General features: G+C 52.6%; 14 protein-coding genes. 4 read left to right on the forward strand and 10 right to left on the reverse strand.

Features of this window, described 5'->3' with window-relative positions:
* Nucleotides 1-2 precede the first annotated feature (2 nt).
* On the forward strand, nucleotides 3-932 hold the full coding sequence (locus AADB16_RS15370) for an ABC transporter permease subunit (protein ID WP_310966834.1): 930 nt from the start codon (nucleotides 3-5) through the stop codon (nucleotides 930-932).
* A complete protein-coding gene (locus AADB16_RS15375; protein WP_410804533.1) occupies nucleotides 925-1,752 on the forward strand; it encodes an ABC transporter permease subunit in 828 nt (275 codons plus the stop codon). Before AADB16_RS15370 ends, AADB16_RS15375 begins: the two co-directional genes overlap by 8 nt.
* Nucleotides 1,753-1,857: 105 nt before the next feature.
* Here AADB16_RS15375 and AADB16_RS15380 read toward each other — a convergent pair whose 3' ends face one another.
* The 9 genes from AADB16_RS15380 to AADB16_RS15420 form a co-directional block, all read right to left on the reverse strand.
* Complete coding sequence (locus AADB16_RS15380; protein ID WP_309045243.1) at nucleotides 1,858-2,382, reverse strand: hypothetical protein; 525 nt, start codon at nucleotides 2,380-2,382, stop codon at nucleotides 1,858-1,860.
* 316 nt (nucleotides 2,383-2,698) lie between these two features.
* Nucleotides 2,699-3,220, reverse strand: coding sequence for a hypothetical protein (locus AADB16_RS15385; RefSeq protein WP_410804535.1), 522 nt, complete (start codon nucleotides 3,218-3,220; stop codon nucleotides 2,699-2,701).
* A gap of 488 nt (nucleotides 3,221-3,708) precedes the next feature.
* Nucleotides 3,709-4,290: a PRC-barrel domain-containing protein gene (locus AADB16_RS15390; RefSeq protein ID WP_309045241.1), complete on the reverse strand. Its 582-nt coding sequence runs from the start codon at nucleotides 4,288-4,290 to the stop codon at nucleotides 3,709-3,711.
* A gap of 177 nt (nucleotides 4,291-4,467) precedes the next feature.
* Nucleotides 4,468-4,659, reverse strand: a complete 192-nt coding sequence (locus AADB16_RS15395) for a CsbD family protein (RefSeq protein ID WP_298450120.1) — start codon at nucleotides 4,657-4,659, stop codon at nucleotides 4,468-4,470.
* A 78-nt stretch (nucleotides 4,660-4,737) separates the two neighbouring features.
* On the reverse strand, nucleotides 4,738-4,908 hold the full coding sequence (locus tag AADB16_RS15400; protein WP_298450118.1) for a DUF1328 domain-containing protein: 171 nt from the start codon (nucleotides 4,906-4,908) through the stop codon (nucleotides 4,738-4,740).
* A gap of 326 nt (nucleotides 4,909-5,234) precedes the next feature.
* Nucleotides 5,235-6,272: a proline racemase family protein gene (locus tag AADB16_RS15405; RefSeq protein WP_309045240.1), complete on the reverse strand. Its 1,038-nt coding sequence runs from the start codon at nucleotides 6,270-6,272 to the stop codon at nucleotides 5,235-5,237.
* Nucleotides 6,269-7,414: a zinc-binding dehydrogenase gene (locus AADB16_RS15410; protein WP_410804538.1), complete on the reverse strand. Its 1,146-nt coding sequence runs from the start codon at nucleotides 7,412-7,414 to the stop codon at nucleotides 6,269-6,271. The genes AADB16_RS15405 and AADB16_RS15410 overlap by 4 nt, the downstream gene beginning before the upstream one ends.
* Before the next feature lie 110 nt (nucleotides 7,415-7,524).
* Nucleotides 7,525-8,637, reverse strand: a complete 1,113-nt coding sequence (locus tag AADB16_RS15415; RefSeq protein WP_410804540.1) for an AI-2E family transporter — start codon at nucleotides 8,635-8,637, stop codon at nucleotides 7,525-7,527.
* A 170-nt stretch (nucleotides 8,638-8,807) separates the two neighbouring features.
* The gene (locus tag AADB16_RS15420) at nucleotides 8,808-9,248 is read right to left on the reverse strand and encodes a DUF4124 domain-containing protein (protein ID WP_309045237.1); all 441 of its coding nucleotides are present in this window, start codon (nucleotides 9,246-9,248) and stop codon (nucleotides 8,808-8,810) included.
* A 230-nt stretch (nucleotides 9,249-9,478) separates the two neighbouring features.
* Between AADB16_RS15420 and AADB16_RS15425 the strand changes: the two genes are divergently transcribed.
* Both AADB16_RS15425 and AADB16_RS15430 read left to right on the forward strand, forming a co-directional pair.
* Complete coding sequence (locus AADB16_RS15425) at nucleotides 9,479-10,573, forward strand: rhomboid family intramembrane serine protease (protein WP_410804542.1); 1,095 nt, start codon at nucleotides 9,479-9,481, stop codon at nucleotides 10,571-10,573.
* A gap of 45 nt (nucleotides 10,574-10,618) precedes the next feature.
* Nucleotides 10,619-11,203: a biotin transporter BioY gene (locus tag AADB16_RS15430; protein WP_410804544.1), complete on the forward strand. Its 585-nt coding sequence runs from the start codon at nucleotides 10,619-10,621 to the stop codon at nucleotides 11,201-11,203.
* Nucleotides 11,204-11,232: 29 nt separating this feature from the next.
* On the opposite strand, the gene AADB16_RS15435 is transcribed toward AADB16_RS15430, so the two are convergent.
* Nucleotides 11,233-14,523 (reverse strand): ATP-binding protein (locus tag AADB16_RS15435; protein WP_410804546.1); only part of this gene is annotated, 3,291 nt, incomplete at its 5' end.

Raw genomic sequence — 14,523 nt, forward strand, 5'->3', positions numbered from 1 at the left:
CCATGAACGTGAACCCAACTCCCGCGCCCTTGACGGCGCGGGTGCGTACATTGCTGTTCCACCGCCGGGTGCTGTTTGGCATTCCATTCGCGTGGCTGTTGCTGTTTTTCCTGCTGCCGTTCGCGCTGATCCTGAAAATCAGCCTGACGTCGGCCGTGATGGCCATACCGCCTTACGAGCCGGTGTTCCGGCTGGCAGAAAACACCCTGTCGGTGGTGGTGAACTTCGGCAACTATTTATTCCTGCTGTCCGACAGCCTGTACATTGCCGCTTATTGGGGCTCGGTGAAAACCGCACTCATCTCCACCATCGCCTGCCTGCTGATCGGCTACCCAATGGCTTACGCTATGGCCCGCGCGCCCAAGCACTGGCAACTGGTGTTGCTGTTGCTGGTGATGCTGCCGTCATGGACCTCGTTCCTGATTCGGGTTTACGCCTGGATGGGCATTCTCGGCAATCAGGGTTTGCTGAACAGCTTCTTGCTCTGGCTGGGGTTGATCGACGAACCGCTGAAAATGCTGAACACCAACTTTGCGGTAATCCTCGGCATTACCTATGCCTACCTGCCGTTTATGGTGCTGCCCATTTTTACCAACCTGGTGAAGCTGGATCTGCGCCTGCTGGAAGCAGCGTCTGACCTGGGCTGCCGCAGCATCACAACCTTCTGGGCCATTACCCTGCCTTTATCCAAGGCCGGCATTTTGGCGGGGTGCATGCTGGTATTCATTCCCGCTGTCGGTGAGTTTGTGATTCCTGAACTGCTGGGTGGCCCGGATACGCTGATGATCGGCAAGGTGTTGTGGGAAGAGTTCTTCAACAACCGCGACTGGCCTGTGGCTTCTGCGTTGGCCATTGTGATGCTGGCACTGCTGTTGGTGCCGATTGTATTGTTCCACCGCTTCCAGAGTCGGGAGATGTCGAAGAATGGTTAATGCTCGCGGTATCAGCTTCTCAAAAGTCATGCTGATTCTGGGCCTGCTGTTTTTGTACCTGCCCATGTTTGTGCTGATCGTGTATTCGTTCAACGCATCCCGGCTGGTATCTGTGTGGGCCGGTTTTTCGACCCATTGGTACAGCGCCCTATTTCAGGACCAGCAAATACTGTCGGCCGTGTGGATGAGCCTTAAAATCGCCTTCTACTCAGCCAGCATGGCCATGTGCCTGGGCACCCTCTGTGCGTTTGTGATCACCCGATTCAAACGCATGCGGGGGCGAACACTGCTGTCTGGCATGATTACCGCACCTCTGGTTATGCCAGAAGTGATCACCGGTTTGTCTTTGCTGCTGCTGTTTGTTCAGTTGGCAGAACTCACCGGCTGGCCGGCCGATCGTGGAATGGTGACCATCTGGATTGCACACACCACATTCTGCAGTGCCTATGTGGCGGTGGTTGTGAGCGCACGATTGCAAGAGGTGGACCGTTCCATTGAGGAAGCCGCCATGGATCTGGGCTGCACACCCTTGAAGACATTTTTTGTGGTCACTCTGCCGGTGATTGCCCCGGCATTGGTGTCCGGGTGGTTGCTGGCGTTCACTCTGTCGCTGGACGACCTGGTGATTGCCAGCTTTGTATCCGGCCCCGGCTCCACCACCTTGCCCATGGTGGTGTTCTCGTCGGTACGCATGGGTGTATCCCCAAAGATCAACGCGCTGGCCACGCTGATTATTCTCACCGTATCGCTGGTGGCGTTTATCGCCTGGTACGTGATGCGCAGAAACGAAAAAAGGCGCCGCAGTGGGCGACTTTCCTGATCGGGAAAATCAGCCGAGCAATACCCCAACCATAGCGATTCATCACGTGGGTTATCGGAGTAGCAATTCAGTCTATGCGTACATCCGCCCCATTAGTCGACTGGATCACTCCTGAATAGCGGGTACACGGCGAAGAGAGGATGACGATGAAAAGTCTGTAGCATTCAGTTCTTCGACCGTTCTCCGAAGCTTGCGACGCTGACGGATAGACGCTAATTGCTTAGTATCCCACGATGCAGGTTTGAGCCCCAAACGGCTCCCGCTAACGCTTATATCGAAACTTCGCTCAGCACCTACGGGCATGTTTTCCGGGCCATATATTCCTATCAGACTCAGCGTCAAGCGGGTGAATTCAAGCTCTCCTTGAGGCTGACCATGGAGAACCTCGATATTTTCATAACGCGTAAGTCGCTGGATTAGTTCGCAGAAAGTACCAATGTGTATGAACCCGCCAGACTCAATTGGCCCCTGCCTAGTGTTATCCCTTACGTCCAACGGCCCCTGCTCATCGCCGTCTTCATCACCTTCGCTGTATTCACGCTCGAAGTCAGTGACATCCATCGTGATCTCGCCTTCAGAAGTTTCGAGCTTCGCTATGATGTATTCAATAAACACAGATTCTGCGCTCATATTACTGATGATACAGAGAGCATTGATGTCTTTGTTGCAACCGCGGTTAATGATCAAGCGCGGGCTTCTCTGCCTCCTGAACCCAAGGTAAAGGAGCTGCGCATATACCAGCCATATAAGTAAGGAGCCAAAACTGGCAACGATTGAAAGTACCTGGTGATGCTCAGCTATCCACTTATACACACTGACGCCCCTTACCTACATTCCTGGTCAGCTATTGTTTTGGGTTTTTATTACAGAATTAAACGATAGTATCGCTTTGGCAAGCACTCAACCGAGAACTCCGGTCGAAAGATTCTCGCAGCTTTATATTTAGCTATAAGGTATGGGTACTGTCGCCCATTGTCGTTTGCGCTAACTTTTGCTGCTCCACGCTGTCGCAATGCACCACCACTGTCCAACGCCCTTCGTTTTTTGCCATACGCGCCTTTTCTATCAAGACATCATGATCTGGACGCAGTGCAACCGCACCGGCTAGCATAAGAGCCAACACGGCAAACAAGAAGCTCACCGCAATGAGCGTCATTACCGGGCTTGTACGAGTCAGAGCCGGGCCAACCGTCACCAAAAGTCCTGCGACAGCAAGACCAACTACTAGTCCCACCACTCCAAACCGCACATGCGCTTTAACTAAAGACCGCGCAATTCCCTGAGTCTCCGGCTCAATCTTTTTCGCCATATTGGGGTCATCGGGCTGAATGATACGAATCTGGGCAAGGGGAATCCCTAAACCTTCCAAAGATTCTGCGCCTCGCTCGGCAGCGACCTGACTGTCGAACTCCGCGCTTATCTTATGGGGATAGCTTTCCCCTGACACAGCTCCATCGTGCTCAGACATAATCTTGTCTCCTGTATAGGTCAGGTTGCACTATAAATAAGAATAGACATGCGGAAGCTCGAAACGCAAGTTCAGGCAATGCACGATGCACTACGAAAAGTTCATATAACGGACGATTATCAAACGACAGCGGTAAACATACTGACTTTTATAATTTAGTAAGCCTGTTCACTTTACTAATAATATATTTTTATATTATTAGCCTGACCGAGAGGTCACATACATATCGCGACCTCTCGATCCTGATTCAACTAATTCCTAGACGCGCAATTGCATCCGGGATGTTGGCACCCTTTGCCTTCCGAACATTCTTTTGAGCAGAATATTCCAGTTGCTGTTTTGAAGTGTGTCTCATCATCCGCGACTCTGCAGTTGCACCCCTCTTGGGCACACTGATAAGTACCATCAGAGCTGACATTGGCCATATCATTCTCCTTGACTTAAACGGCGCCGTAGGCGCCCGAATGGACGATTCCCAGAGCAGTGCCTTACTCAGTCGCCTGCTCGGCTTCATCACCCATCTCTTCAGCGCCTTGTTTGACGTTGTACCAAGCTGAAGAGGTAGCCTGCTTAGTACTCTCCCAGGCGCTCTGACTGATTTCCTTTGTGTTTTCCCACGCCTGCTGCAAACTCTGGCTCGTTTGGTTCCACCAATCCTCATCGTACGTCGGCAATTTTTTAAATTCTTCCTGAGTCATTTCAACGTGGACTTCATACTCAATGTCATCGAAGCCGCGGTTACCCGACGCCCTCACGACAGTAAACGTGCCGCGTTCCACAACAACTTCATTACCACCGAGACCAAGTATCTCCCCGGTTTCGATAACCAAAGAATGTACCGACATATCGTTACTCATCAGAACATCCTCGACCTCACCGATCTCTTGGCCGGCACTGTCAAAAACATCTGCATCCTTAAGCTCATCCATGCTGTAAAGACCGCCTGCAGCAGCTGCTGAAAGGCTCATAGCTAAACCACCTGCCAACAGGGAAGCGCTCATTGTGTGAGTAATAAGTTTCCGCATTGTCTCGTACTCCTTTATCAAGTTACTCATGATCAAGTTACTCATGCGTACGCCCGAATCGACGATACTTTTCGGACGTTTCTCCAAGTAAATGTGATCAATGGCTATACCCACCGGTTCGGCGAACCATGTCACGATTTAAAACTTAGCAAAGGCCACGACCCAGCCCAAATGACGCTTCAGTAACAATACTGAAGCGTTTGGTGCGTGGAGAAATGATAATTATTTAGTGAGCTTATCCCACTCCTTCTCTGCCTCATCTTTCTTCATGCCGTATTTTTCCTGAATCTTGCCAATGAAGTTCTCTCGTTTGCCTCCGATTTCATCGACATCATCATTCGTCAACTTACCCCAATTCTCGCGCACCTTACCTTTAAGCTGCTTCCAGTTACCTTCCAGAATATCGTTATTCATATCGTTCTCCTTTCAATAAGGAAATTATAATAGCTCTACATAATCGACAACTTCATAAATGCTAATATGAATACACAATTATGGTCCGCGACCTTTCATAGCATTCATCACCAGTGAGACAACGAGCAATACTATGAAAACAAAGAACAGTATCTTAGCTATCCCGGCAGCGGTGCCCGCAATTCCACCGAAACCAAGCACACCCGCCACGATCGCTATAATCAAACACACTATAGTCCAATAAAGCATCAGTAACTCCTTCTCCCTTTACAGGCCAAATTCGACTTATTAAGTAACGAACTCCTCGCCTGACGTTTAGTGAATTGAGACTGACATTTTCCAGATATAAGGCAGCTAGGCTCAACTACTACTGCGCTACATCTACAATTAACTTGCCACATGGTATAAATTCAGACAACCTTCTCTCTCGACAATCCCTGACCCCGACCGCAAAGACGAGTTATAAGATACTGATAAATATATAATAACCTCATTGATTATGATTAGTTAAGATACCGGCAATATACACACCTGCGAAATGCAAGATTCACTACGGCGGTCATTAGAGTTAAGAGCTACCAACGGCTGGTGAGAATATGGCGTAACCCATCGCAGTCCACCATTAAGTCGTCACAGTTCACCACAATGTCTGAACGCGCTAAAACATAACCTCTACCGATAATGTTGTTTTTCACAACCTGGTACCCACCAACCTGCCCTAAGCCAGAAAACTCGCCAATGAAGCCAGTCTCTCGTAATGAAATGGTTTCAAGCTTATCCCCGGAGCGGATGCGCCCTTCATAATTCATTAGGGCTAACCGAGCCGAAGTGCCTGTTCCGGTCGTACTTCTGCAGATAACACCCGGATGCACATAGGTCGCGGAACGGGAGCGATAATAGCCCTCTGCGATTTGGTGAACTGGCCCCATAAAATGCAAAAACGGCAAAGGCCCAACATCACCCAAGGTATAGTGGGAAAAACCCCTTTCCGCCTGAATTGCCTCAACAATCGCATAAGCCGTGTCAGCAAGCTTGCGCTCTTCACTCAGGAGAAGTTCAAAGCCCAGAGATTCGGCATCCACCAGAGCGTAAAACCCGCCACTGTATGCCACGCTGTATGTGACAGAGCCGAGTGAAGGCACCTCAATAGTCGCGCGATAGGTATGGATATAGCTTGGCAAACCTTCACAGGTGATCGCTTCAACAACGCCGTTTTCAACCAGTGCATCGATGCGAACCAAGCCAGCAGGAGATTCCAGCAAAAAGCTCTGTTTACCCTCTTTCTTGGGCACGATCCCTGCTTCAAGCACGGCCGTTGCGGTGCAGATCGTGTTGGATCCGGAGTAAATCGGGTATCCCATCACTTCCATTATGATGTAGCCGGCCGCTGCATGCGGGTCGGAAGGTGGAACCAGCAAGTCCACAGACATTTCAGGAATGCCATAAGGCTCTTCCAGTAACAGTTTTCTCAAGCCATCGGCGTGATCACGAAGATACTCCATTTGTGCTCGTACACTGTTACCTGGCAAGGCATCAATACCACCGGTCACAATACGACTGACATCGCCGCCTGCATGGGTATCCATAAGCTGAATTGTCAGTTCCGGTTTCATACACCGCTCTCCAGAGACCAGGGCTTGCCATGTGCTTCCCACTGACAATCCGGAACTATGACAATCTTGCCGAGATAATTGCTGTCGCGATTCATGAAGTAGCGCTCCGCATCATGCAACCTTGAAAGCCTGAAAGCACCGTGGAGAACCGGCTTGAGCTGCTCGCTGCGAATCCACTCTACTAACTGCCCAGCTTCCTCTCGAGTGCCGTGGGAAACGCCAAGAATCTGAACCTGATACAGGTAAATTCGCGTCCACAGGATTTCACTGATGTTTCCGCCGCTGGCGCCCGCAATGCTCAGGCGCGGATAGGTTCCGCGGGCGTTCATGTTAAAAATCATGGCGTCTATGAAGCAGTCGGTCATAGTGCCACCCACCAGATCCATAACCGCATCAAAAGGCTTGCCACCGGTTTGCGCTTTTACCCGCTCTACAAAACTATCCATATCGGATCGATCGAGCACGGATTCCGCCCCCAATTCCAAGAGCGCCGCGGTTTTATTCACAGTACTCAAGGCATAGGGTATGGCCCCCATGACCCGGCAAAGCTGTATCAGGGCGGTACCAACACCACCACTGGCTCCGGTGACCAGAACTCGCTCTCCGGATGCCACATGAGCAGAGGTGAGCATATGCAGAGCCGTCTGATACGAGCACATTCCCATTGCAGCGATCTGCGCATCACCAAGGTTTTCATTCGGGATGCAGTGGAACTGTGCTGAAGGAACAGCAACATACTCTGCGTAGCCACCGTCTGCGCCATGACCGTAGTAATCCGGAGTAAGGTTGATATCCCGACGGCTGTCTGCATAAATATTAAAATCCAGCAGCCCGCGCTCGCCAATACGACTGCGGTCGACACCCTCGCCTACGGCCACAACATGACCAACAATGTCAGCACCTTGAATACGGGGAAAAATCAGCGTGGGCTTGCCACCCATCTGAAACGACGTGGTTTCACCCTTTTTAGTGGGATACAGCCCTTCCCGGGCTTTGCGGTCGGTGTTGTTTTTGGCGGTCGCGGTTACCTGAACCAGCACCTCTCCCGGCGAGGGGGATGGCGTGGACACGCTTGTATACTCAAGCTTGTCGATGCCGCCATGACCGACAAGGACCATGGCTTTCATTGTATTCGGGATCATAAGTGAACCCTCGTCCCTGCCTGAGAAATGTAAAGTATCCCTTCAGGATAGGAGACATTCACTCATGTGTCAGGGAGTGACGAGGACACCCACTCTTCTCAGGCTCGCCACTATCGAGCAATCACCTTATAGAGGGGCCGCAACTTGGGAATCTGCTTCAGAACCACCTGAATTACGGTCATCAGTGGCACTGCAAGTAATACGCCCACAGGACCCCAGAGCCAGCCCCAGAAGAAGATCGAAACAAAAATAATCACCGGGTTGATCGACATACGAAAACCGTGTATCCACGGCTCGATGAAGAAACCCACCATAGTGGTCAAGGCAAGATAGCCAACTGGAGCAATCGCCATCATCCACAAGGTATCCAGGCTTACCGCGGAAACAACCGCCAGCAACAAGATGGTCAGAATAACGCCCAAATAAGGAATAAAACGCGCAAGAGCAGCTACCAGGCCCCAAACCGCTGGGTCTGGCAGGCCAACAGCCCAGGCCATAAGCCCGGTTGCCACGCCGACCGATGTATTGCTTATGCCCAATACCGCGAGGTACTGGGCAATCTGATGCTGGGAGTCCCGGCTAATGCGCAACACCGTTCTGCGGTGGTGTCTCGGCAACTGACGCACAAAATTGAGCACCAATCTGTCGCCGCTAACCAACAAGAAATACGTAAGCGCCATGGCAAGCGCAAGACCCGCAATGCCATCGCGGGCTTTACTCATAAGTTGGGCGCGCCAGGATTCCGTCTGCAGAACCACGGTTGTTGGCTCTACCGTTGTCTTTTTATCACCGCTATCCGAGAGTTCGCTTACGGAGTCTTCCACTTTTTGTGCCGACTCAGTCACCTTGCTGATTTGCCGTTTAAGTTCGCTTTCGCCCACTAGCAAACGCGAAATACCCTCGGGAGCTTTGCCCGCCCACTCCAGCGCCGGCGTGGCGACAGCCAGGGAGACGCCAGCAATACCTGCAAGCACCAGCAATACGAGAATCAGCGAGCTGACCACCCTGGGAATACGCAGCCCTGAACACATGCGAGTGGCCAGCGGAGACAGAAGCAAGCTTGTGAGAAATGCCAAAACAATCGGCAGGATAATTTGATGAGCAAGGTACAGGGTGTAAAGCACACCCAGAGTAAACAGCCCGTAGATAGGCGTAGAAAGATCGGCCAGCGTTTTTTCCGGCTTACTCTTACTCTGCGCGATCAGGCTCTTTTCGTTTTCCATAGGATATCCGTAACCTGTCAGCCGGCAGTAATCACGGAATCTGCCAGTTTGATTGGAGGTGCCACCGAACGCTTCGACCGGCGTACGGGCCTGATAGTGTACCTATGGTAGCGCCTTGTCGCATTACTGATCTATTTGGAACCGAGCCACGAGACTGCAACCATTCCGGTTCAACTATTACATTCGCTGTGCACACGGGCTCGAAATTCTTCACGGATACGCTCGTTTTCTTCATCGTTTACAAAGACCCGCTCACCATCTTTATTCAGCCGATAAATCCCCGAAACATTATTCAGATGTTTCAGTCGCGCCTCCATGCGTGCGCAATGATCCCGAAGCTTTGCAGCTTGCGCCTCCTGTCGAGCCTCGGCATCTTTTCGGGCTGCTCGTTCCTTTTCCGTTTGCTGAAGGAACTCATTTACTCGCTGCTTCCGCTCATGAGCTTTGGTGTCAATAGGTGGCTGAGCCGATTCGAGCCGCACTTCGTTGGTGACTGCGTTAGTTGGAGGCCGATCACCGAAGTGAGTCTGACCGTTCTCATCTACCCAGCGATAGGTCCCTGCGTGGGAAATAGAGGCCGCGAATAATAGCGGTATTACGAGTCCTTTCATTTAGTTTGGTCCTGATTTTACGAGAGCCACATAAACCTGTGTTTATCTTCAATGCAGTTTCCCGCACGCGCATTATTTTGGTCAACAGAAAATCAACCTCATCCGCTTTACTAAAAGTACTGGGCCACGCATACGCAGACCATTACAATGAAAATTAGGATTTGGAGCAGCTCGCTCCGGAAGGCTCCGGAGCTACTACAGAAACACCGTTAAACCAGGAAAAGGATTTCATGCCGCAACCCCGCGCCCGTCACTGCCCTTCATGTGCAACCAAAACCCTGAAACCCACCAGCAACCCCGCCATACTTGGCTGCAGTCAATGCCAAGGATTGTGGTTTGAAGATGGCTCGCTAAACCAGGCTATTGCGCAAGAACACGATTGCATAGACCAATACGATCACGAGCTTCACCTGGGGCCCGCGCTTCGTGTGAGCGAACGCCTATGTATCAGTTGCCGCGTTTCCATGACCAACTATCAGTTGTTGGTGCACTACACCACCGAGATTGATTGCTGCCCGGCTTGCGATGGCGTTTGGCTCGACAAGCATGAAATTGATCAGGTAATGCATTCACCCAAACTGAAGCAGGCGCTTACGGACCTGAACCAGAAAGTGTCGTGGAAATCCTGGTTGTTCCAATTCCTGACGGCCATGCCAGCGGAATACAACGTAACGCCGCAGCGCACGCCCTGGGTCACTCGCTCACTGGTGGTTCTGTGCAGCCTGATTTTTGGTATTGGTGTGTTGTCGCCGGAGGCCGATGAATGGATATTCATGAATCTGGCCCTGAACTCGGATACCCAAAACCCCGCATACTTTGTACTGCAGCTGCTGACCTATCAGTTTGTGCACGGCGGGTTGATGCATCTGGTTGGCAACATGTACTTCCTGTGGATTATTGGCGACAACCTTGAAGACGCGCTGGGACACGGCGCGTTTCTGGTGATCTACTTGTTTGCCGGCATAATGGCAGCCTTGGCTGAATTGCTGCTGTTCAATACCAGCCAAGGTCCTTTGTTATTGGTTGGCGCCAGTGGTGCGATTGCCGCCCTGTTCGGCCTCTATCTGGTGTGGTTCCGCCATGCCAGCCTGACTTTCATGATTATTATTTACCAGAAGAAGCTCGCACCCCATTGGTACTTCCTGATCTGGAGCCTGATCAATATTGCGGGTATGGTCTCCGGCCAAGGCGGTGTGGCTTGGGTCGCACATTTGGGCGGGTTTGGCCTTGGATTGTTGCTAGGCTACTTGCTCAAAGATTATGTGCTAAGAAAGAACCCACTAATTGCAATGCTGAACCAACCAGAGGCTGTGGTGCGTCGGTGAGATGTATGACTCATTGAGAAACAACATTCTAAACAAGGAAAAATGATGACACCTGTACCAAGCCAAAGCTTCAGCCCTCTTGATCCAAATAGCCAGTCAGTAAGCTGGAAACTGGTTGCCATCGTAATCACAGCTCTGTGCTTATCTGTAGCATCCTACATCGAGATACCTATGGTGCCGGTACCTATCACCGCGCAAACCTATGCACTCCTCACTGCTGCAGGACTTCTCGGCTGGAAACTTGGTGCCGCCTCAACAATCCTGTGGCTGAGCCTCGGAGCTCTGGGGCTTCCGGTTCTTGCCGGGGGCTCCAGCGGGATGGATTACTTCTTTGGCCCAACCGCTGGCTACCTGTTTGCATTCCCACTGGCCGTTGCCGTGGTTGGTTTGCTTTTTGAGCGTGGCTGGAACACGAAAAATATTGTTCTGGCCTTCCTGGCGATGCTATTGGGCCATACCGTTTGCCTTGGGTTTGGCGGGGCATGGCTGTCATTTACCATCGGGCCAGAAAAAGCATTCCTGAAAGGTGTTCTGCCGTTCTTACTTGGGGGCGTTATAAAGTCAGCTCTTGCGGTTGGTACGATTCTCGTTGTTGATCGCTTGTTGAGATTCCGGGGCCCTAACCTGTAGGGCCCCATATAAATCTCAAGTATCAACACTCATTTCCCGGACTCTCGCCCCATTACGGATTCTTGCAGCTCACCAATCACCCGCAAAACCCGGCTCATTTCCCGTTGGGTTTTCAGATCCAGGCCCAGCTTGCCGTCCATGAGTTTTACCAGTGGAACAATGGATTCCTCAAAGATTCGGGCGAAGGCTGTGAGGGCTTCGCCTACCTGAGGCGGGCTATCCAGATTTACTGTTACTGCCGGGTTCAGTTGCACGGACTGTAAACCTTCGGCCAGACCGGTTTCGAGAGAGCGGGACAGTTCGCCGAGGGCCTTATTCAGGTCTGGCTCCGAGTCTTTCCAGCTCGCCATACCCGCGACCAGTTGTTGCCCCAACTGCTGCATTTGTTCCGCTATGAGGCCGAGTTGGCGTACAACTTTAACGCCGGTTTCCTCATCGCCTCCCGCTTGTTGGCGACGGCGATATTCTTCACAGATGGCCTGCCAGCGGGCGGTTTCTGCTTCGGTCATGGTGCCGCGCATTTGCTTGAGCTTAAGCAGATTTTCTTCTGCGCCCTGGGTCAGCAGTTGGGATTCACCCTGGTAATGATCATCTATCAGGGCTTCCAGCTCTTTATCACTCATCACCGGCGACAGTTTTTCCGCCAGCTTGTTCATGTTCCGATAGCTGCCCTGCAACTTGAACGTGGGCTCTGTGCGATAGGCCTCGGCTTGGGCGCTGGAAGCAATGTATGCCTGGTTCACCCGCAGCACGGTTTCCCGCACGCGCATCATTTTCTGCAGTAGGGATACGATTTCATCCCGTTCGGCGGCGCTGTAATCGTGCTCGAAGTCTGAATCTGCCACAGCCTTGCCTTCCGCCAGATCCGCAAACCGGTAGAAGTCTGCCATGCCGCGGGTGGCCAGGGGTGCCAGCACCCGGTTGGCACTGAGGCTGTTCTCGATATAGGACAATTCGAAGGCGTACTCCATACCCGACAGCACATCGCCCAGGTTGTAGATGTCCGCACGGTTTGCCAGCATGTCCGGCACTTTGAACACTTCGCCGCTTTCCGTGTAGGGGTTACCGGCCATGACTACGCAGAAGCGCTTGCCCCGCATGTCATAAGTGCTGGTGCGGCCACGCCATACGCCTTCGATACGTCGTGTGCCGTCACACAGGGAGATGAATTTCTGCAGGAACTCCGGGTGCGTATGCTGGATGTCATCCAGATACAGCATCACGTTATTACCCATTTCCAGAGCCAGGTTGAGCTTGATCAGCTCTGCCTTCGCTGTGGAGTGCGGTGCCTTCTCCGGATCCAGAGAGGTGACTTCGTGGCCCAGACTTGGGCAGTTGATCTTCATAAAGATCAGACCCAGCCGGTTGGCCACGTATTCCATCAAGGTGGTTTTACCGTAACCCGGCGGCGAGATCATCATTAACAGGCCGGACTGATCGGTGCGCCGATCTTCGCCAGCGGTACCCATCTGCTTGGCCAGGTTGTCACCAATGATCGGCAGGTAGCTTTCGCTGATCAGTTTGTTGCGCACAAACGATGACAGCGGCCGGGGCCGGTATTCTTCAAGGCGCAGTTGATCCCGCCACTTCTCCAGTACCTTGTGGCGAACGGATTGCAACTGCTCCCAGCCGGGAATGATTTCCTGCCGGTGATAACGCAGGCGCTCCTCGTACTCATCCAGTTGCAGGCTCAGGGTGCGCTCATTGATATTGCCGTGCTGGCCCAGCAATCCCTCCACCTGAAACGCCAGCTCCACACTGCGTACCGCCGTGGTGATAGCCTCTCCGGCATTCAGCACTGCCACCACTTCCGGCAGGTAATGCAACAGATGTTGCCTGTCTGTTTTACCCATCCAGGCTTTCAGCCAGTGGCTGGTGATGCTCCAGCGTGCAGCCGGCTGGTCGGCAACAACATTCAAGGCGTTCTGGTACTGGGTAAACTGGTTATCCCGTTTCAGGGCTTCGGTAAACCCTTCCGCCAGTTCACCGGCATAGCGGGTGACCTCGAAGGTTTCCGATTCTTCGGCCAGTTGCAAAACCAGATACTCGGCGGCTGATTTCAACAAGGTGCGTTCGGCACTGCCTTTTCCGGTCAAGGTGAGACCATTAGTTTCAACAAACTCTGACAGCTTCGGCCCAACCTCCTGCTCCAGAGCCTGCAGCAACTCACCGGACTGCATCATGCGGCTGAGTATACCCGCCGACAAACAGCGGGAACGCAATTGCTGGGCATGAACCTGCTGTTGGCCCAGATCCACCCAGAACAGCATGGCCAGTGCCCGGGCATTGGGGCTGAATCGCAGCAGCCCGGCATTCTGAATGGCGGGCCAGAGGGTGCTGACAATCAGCGCGGCATCGTGATCGTGGATGCCTTTTTCATAGCCTTCGCGGTAACGGGGCGATGCAAATGTGCGGATATAGCCAGTAAGCTCTTCAATATCGGCGACGTTAACCGGCAAATTCGGTGATTTCCGGAATTCTTCAATCACCAGAGCCGCCAGATACTCCCCCCGGAAAACCTTGCCGGATTCCGACGGCTGGCTCATGCTCCAGTAGCCCCGAAGGCGATCAAGTTCCGGTTCGTCCAGCCGCTCGTAATACTGGGTACCGGTCAGGTGCAGCAGTACATGGTCATCGCGGGGGATCAGGGTAAGCTCCAGCTCCTGCTGGTTCACGCTGAATTTGTGTTTGCCCAGGCGGATAATGGCGCCGCCATCCTCAAAGATATCGGCTTTGTCACGCACACTTCTCAGGGCCGTGTCCTGGACGGCTTTCAACTGTCCCAGGCAGTCATCAGCTTCCATGGCCGAGCCCAGATCCCGCAACTCCTTTGCCATGCTGCGCAGGCGCGCCACCATGGCATCGGACGCAAAGAAGGCATGCAGTTCTTCCACTGTGGTAAAGCGTTCGGTACGGCGGTTGACGTTTTTCAGTATGCGCTCAGCGGCGTCCGCGAGTGTGGTTACACGGCGCTGCCGTTGGTCCTGAAGCTGCTGGCGCCGGGCTTCAATGCTTTCGTGGGCGTTTTCACGCTGTTCCAGAATCGCAGCCAGGAACTCATCGTACTCGCCAAACTGACTTTCCAGTTCCTGTAACTGGTCGAGCATGCGGGTCATCAGGCCATCGCATTCCCGCACATCGGAAAGCGCGCTGACACCGTTGGCCAGGCTTTGTTCAAACAATCGGATGCGAGCTGCAAACTGGGCGCGAGCTTCGGCACTGCCCTGCTCTTTCAGGCGGATTTCCGCTTCCGAGCGTTGTTGGTTGATGCTGGCATATATGCCTGAAATATTGTCAGTTATGGCGGTTTCCAGCGCAGC

Origin of the sequence: Marinobacter sp. KMM 10035 (genome assembly GCF_046537445.1) — a bacterium.
GTDB classification, from domain to species: domain Bacteria; phylum Pseudomonadota; class Gammaproteobacteria; order Pseudomonadales; family Oleiphilaceae; genus Marinobacter; species Marinobacter sediminicola.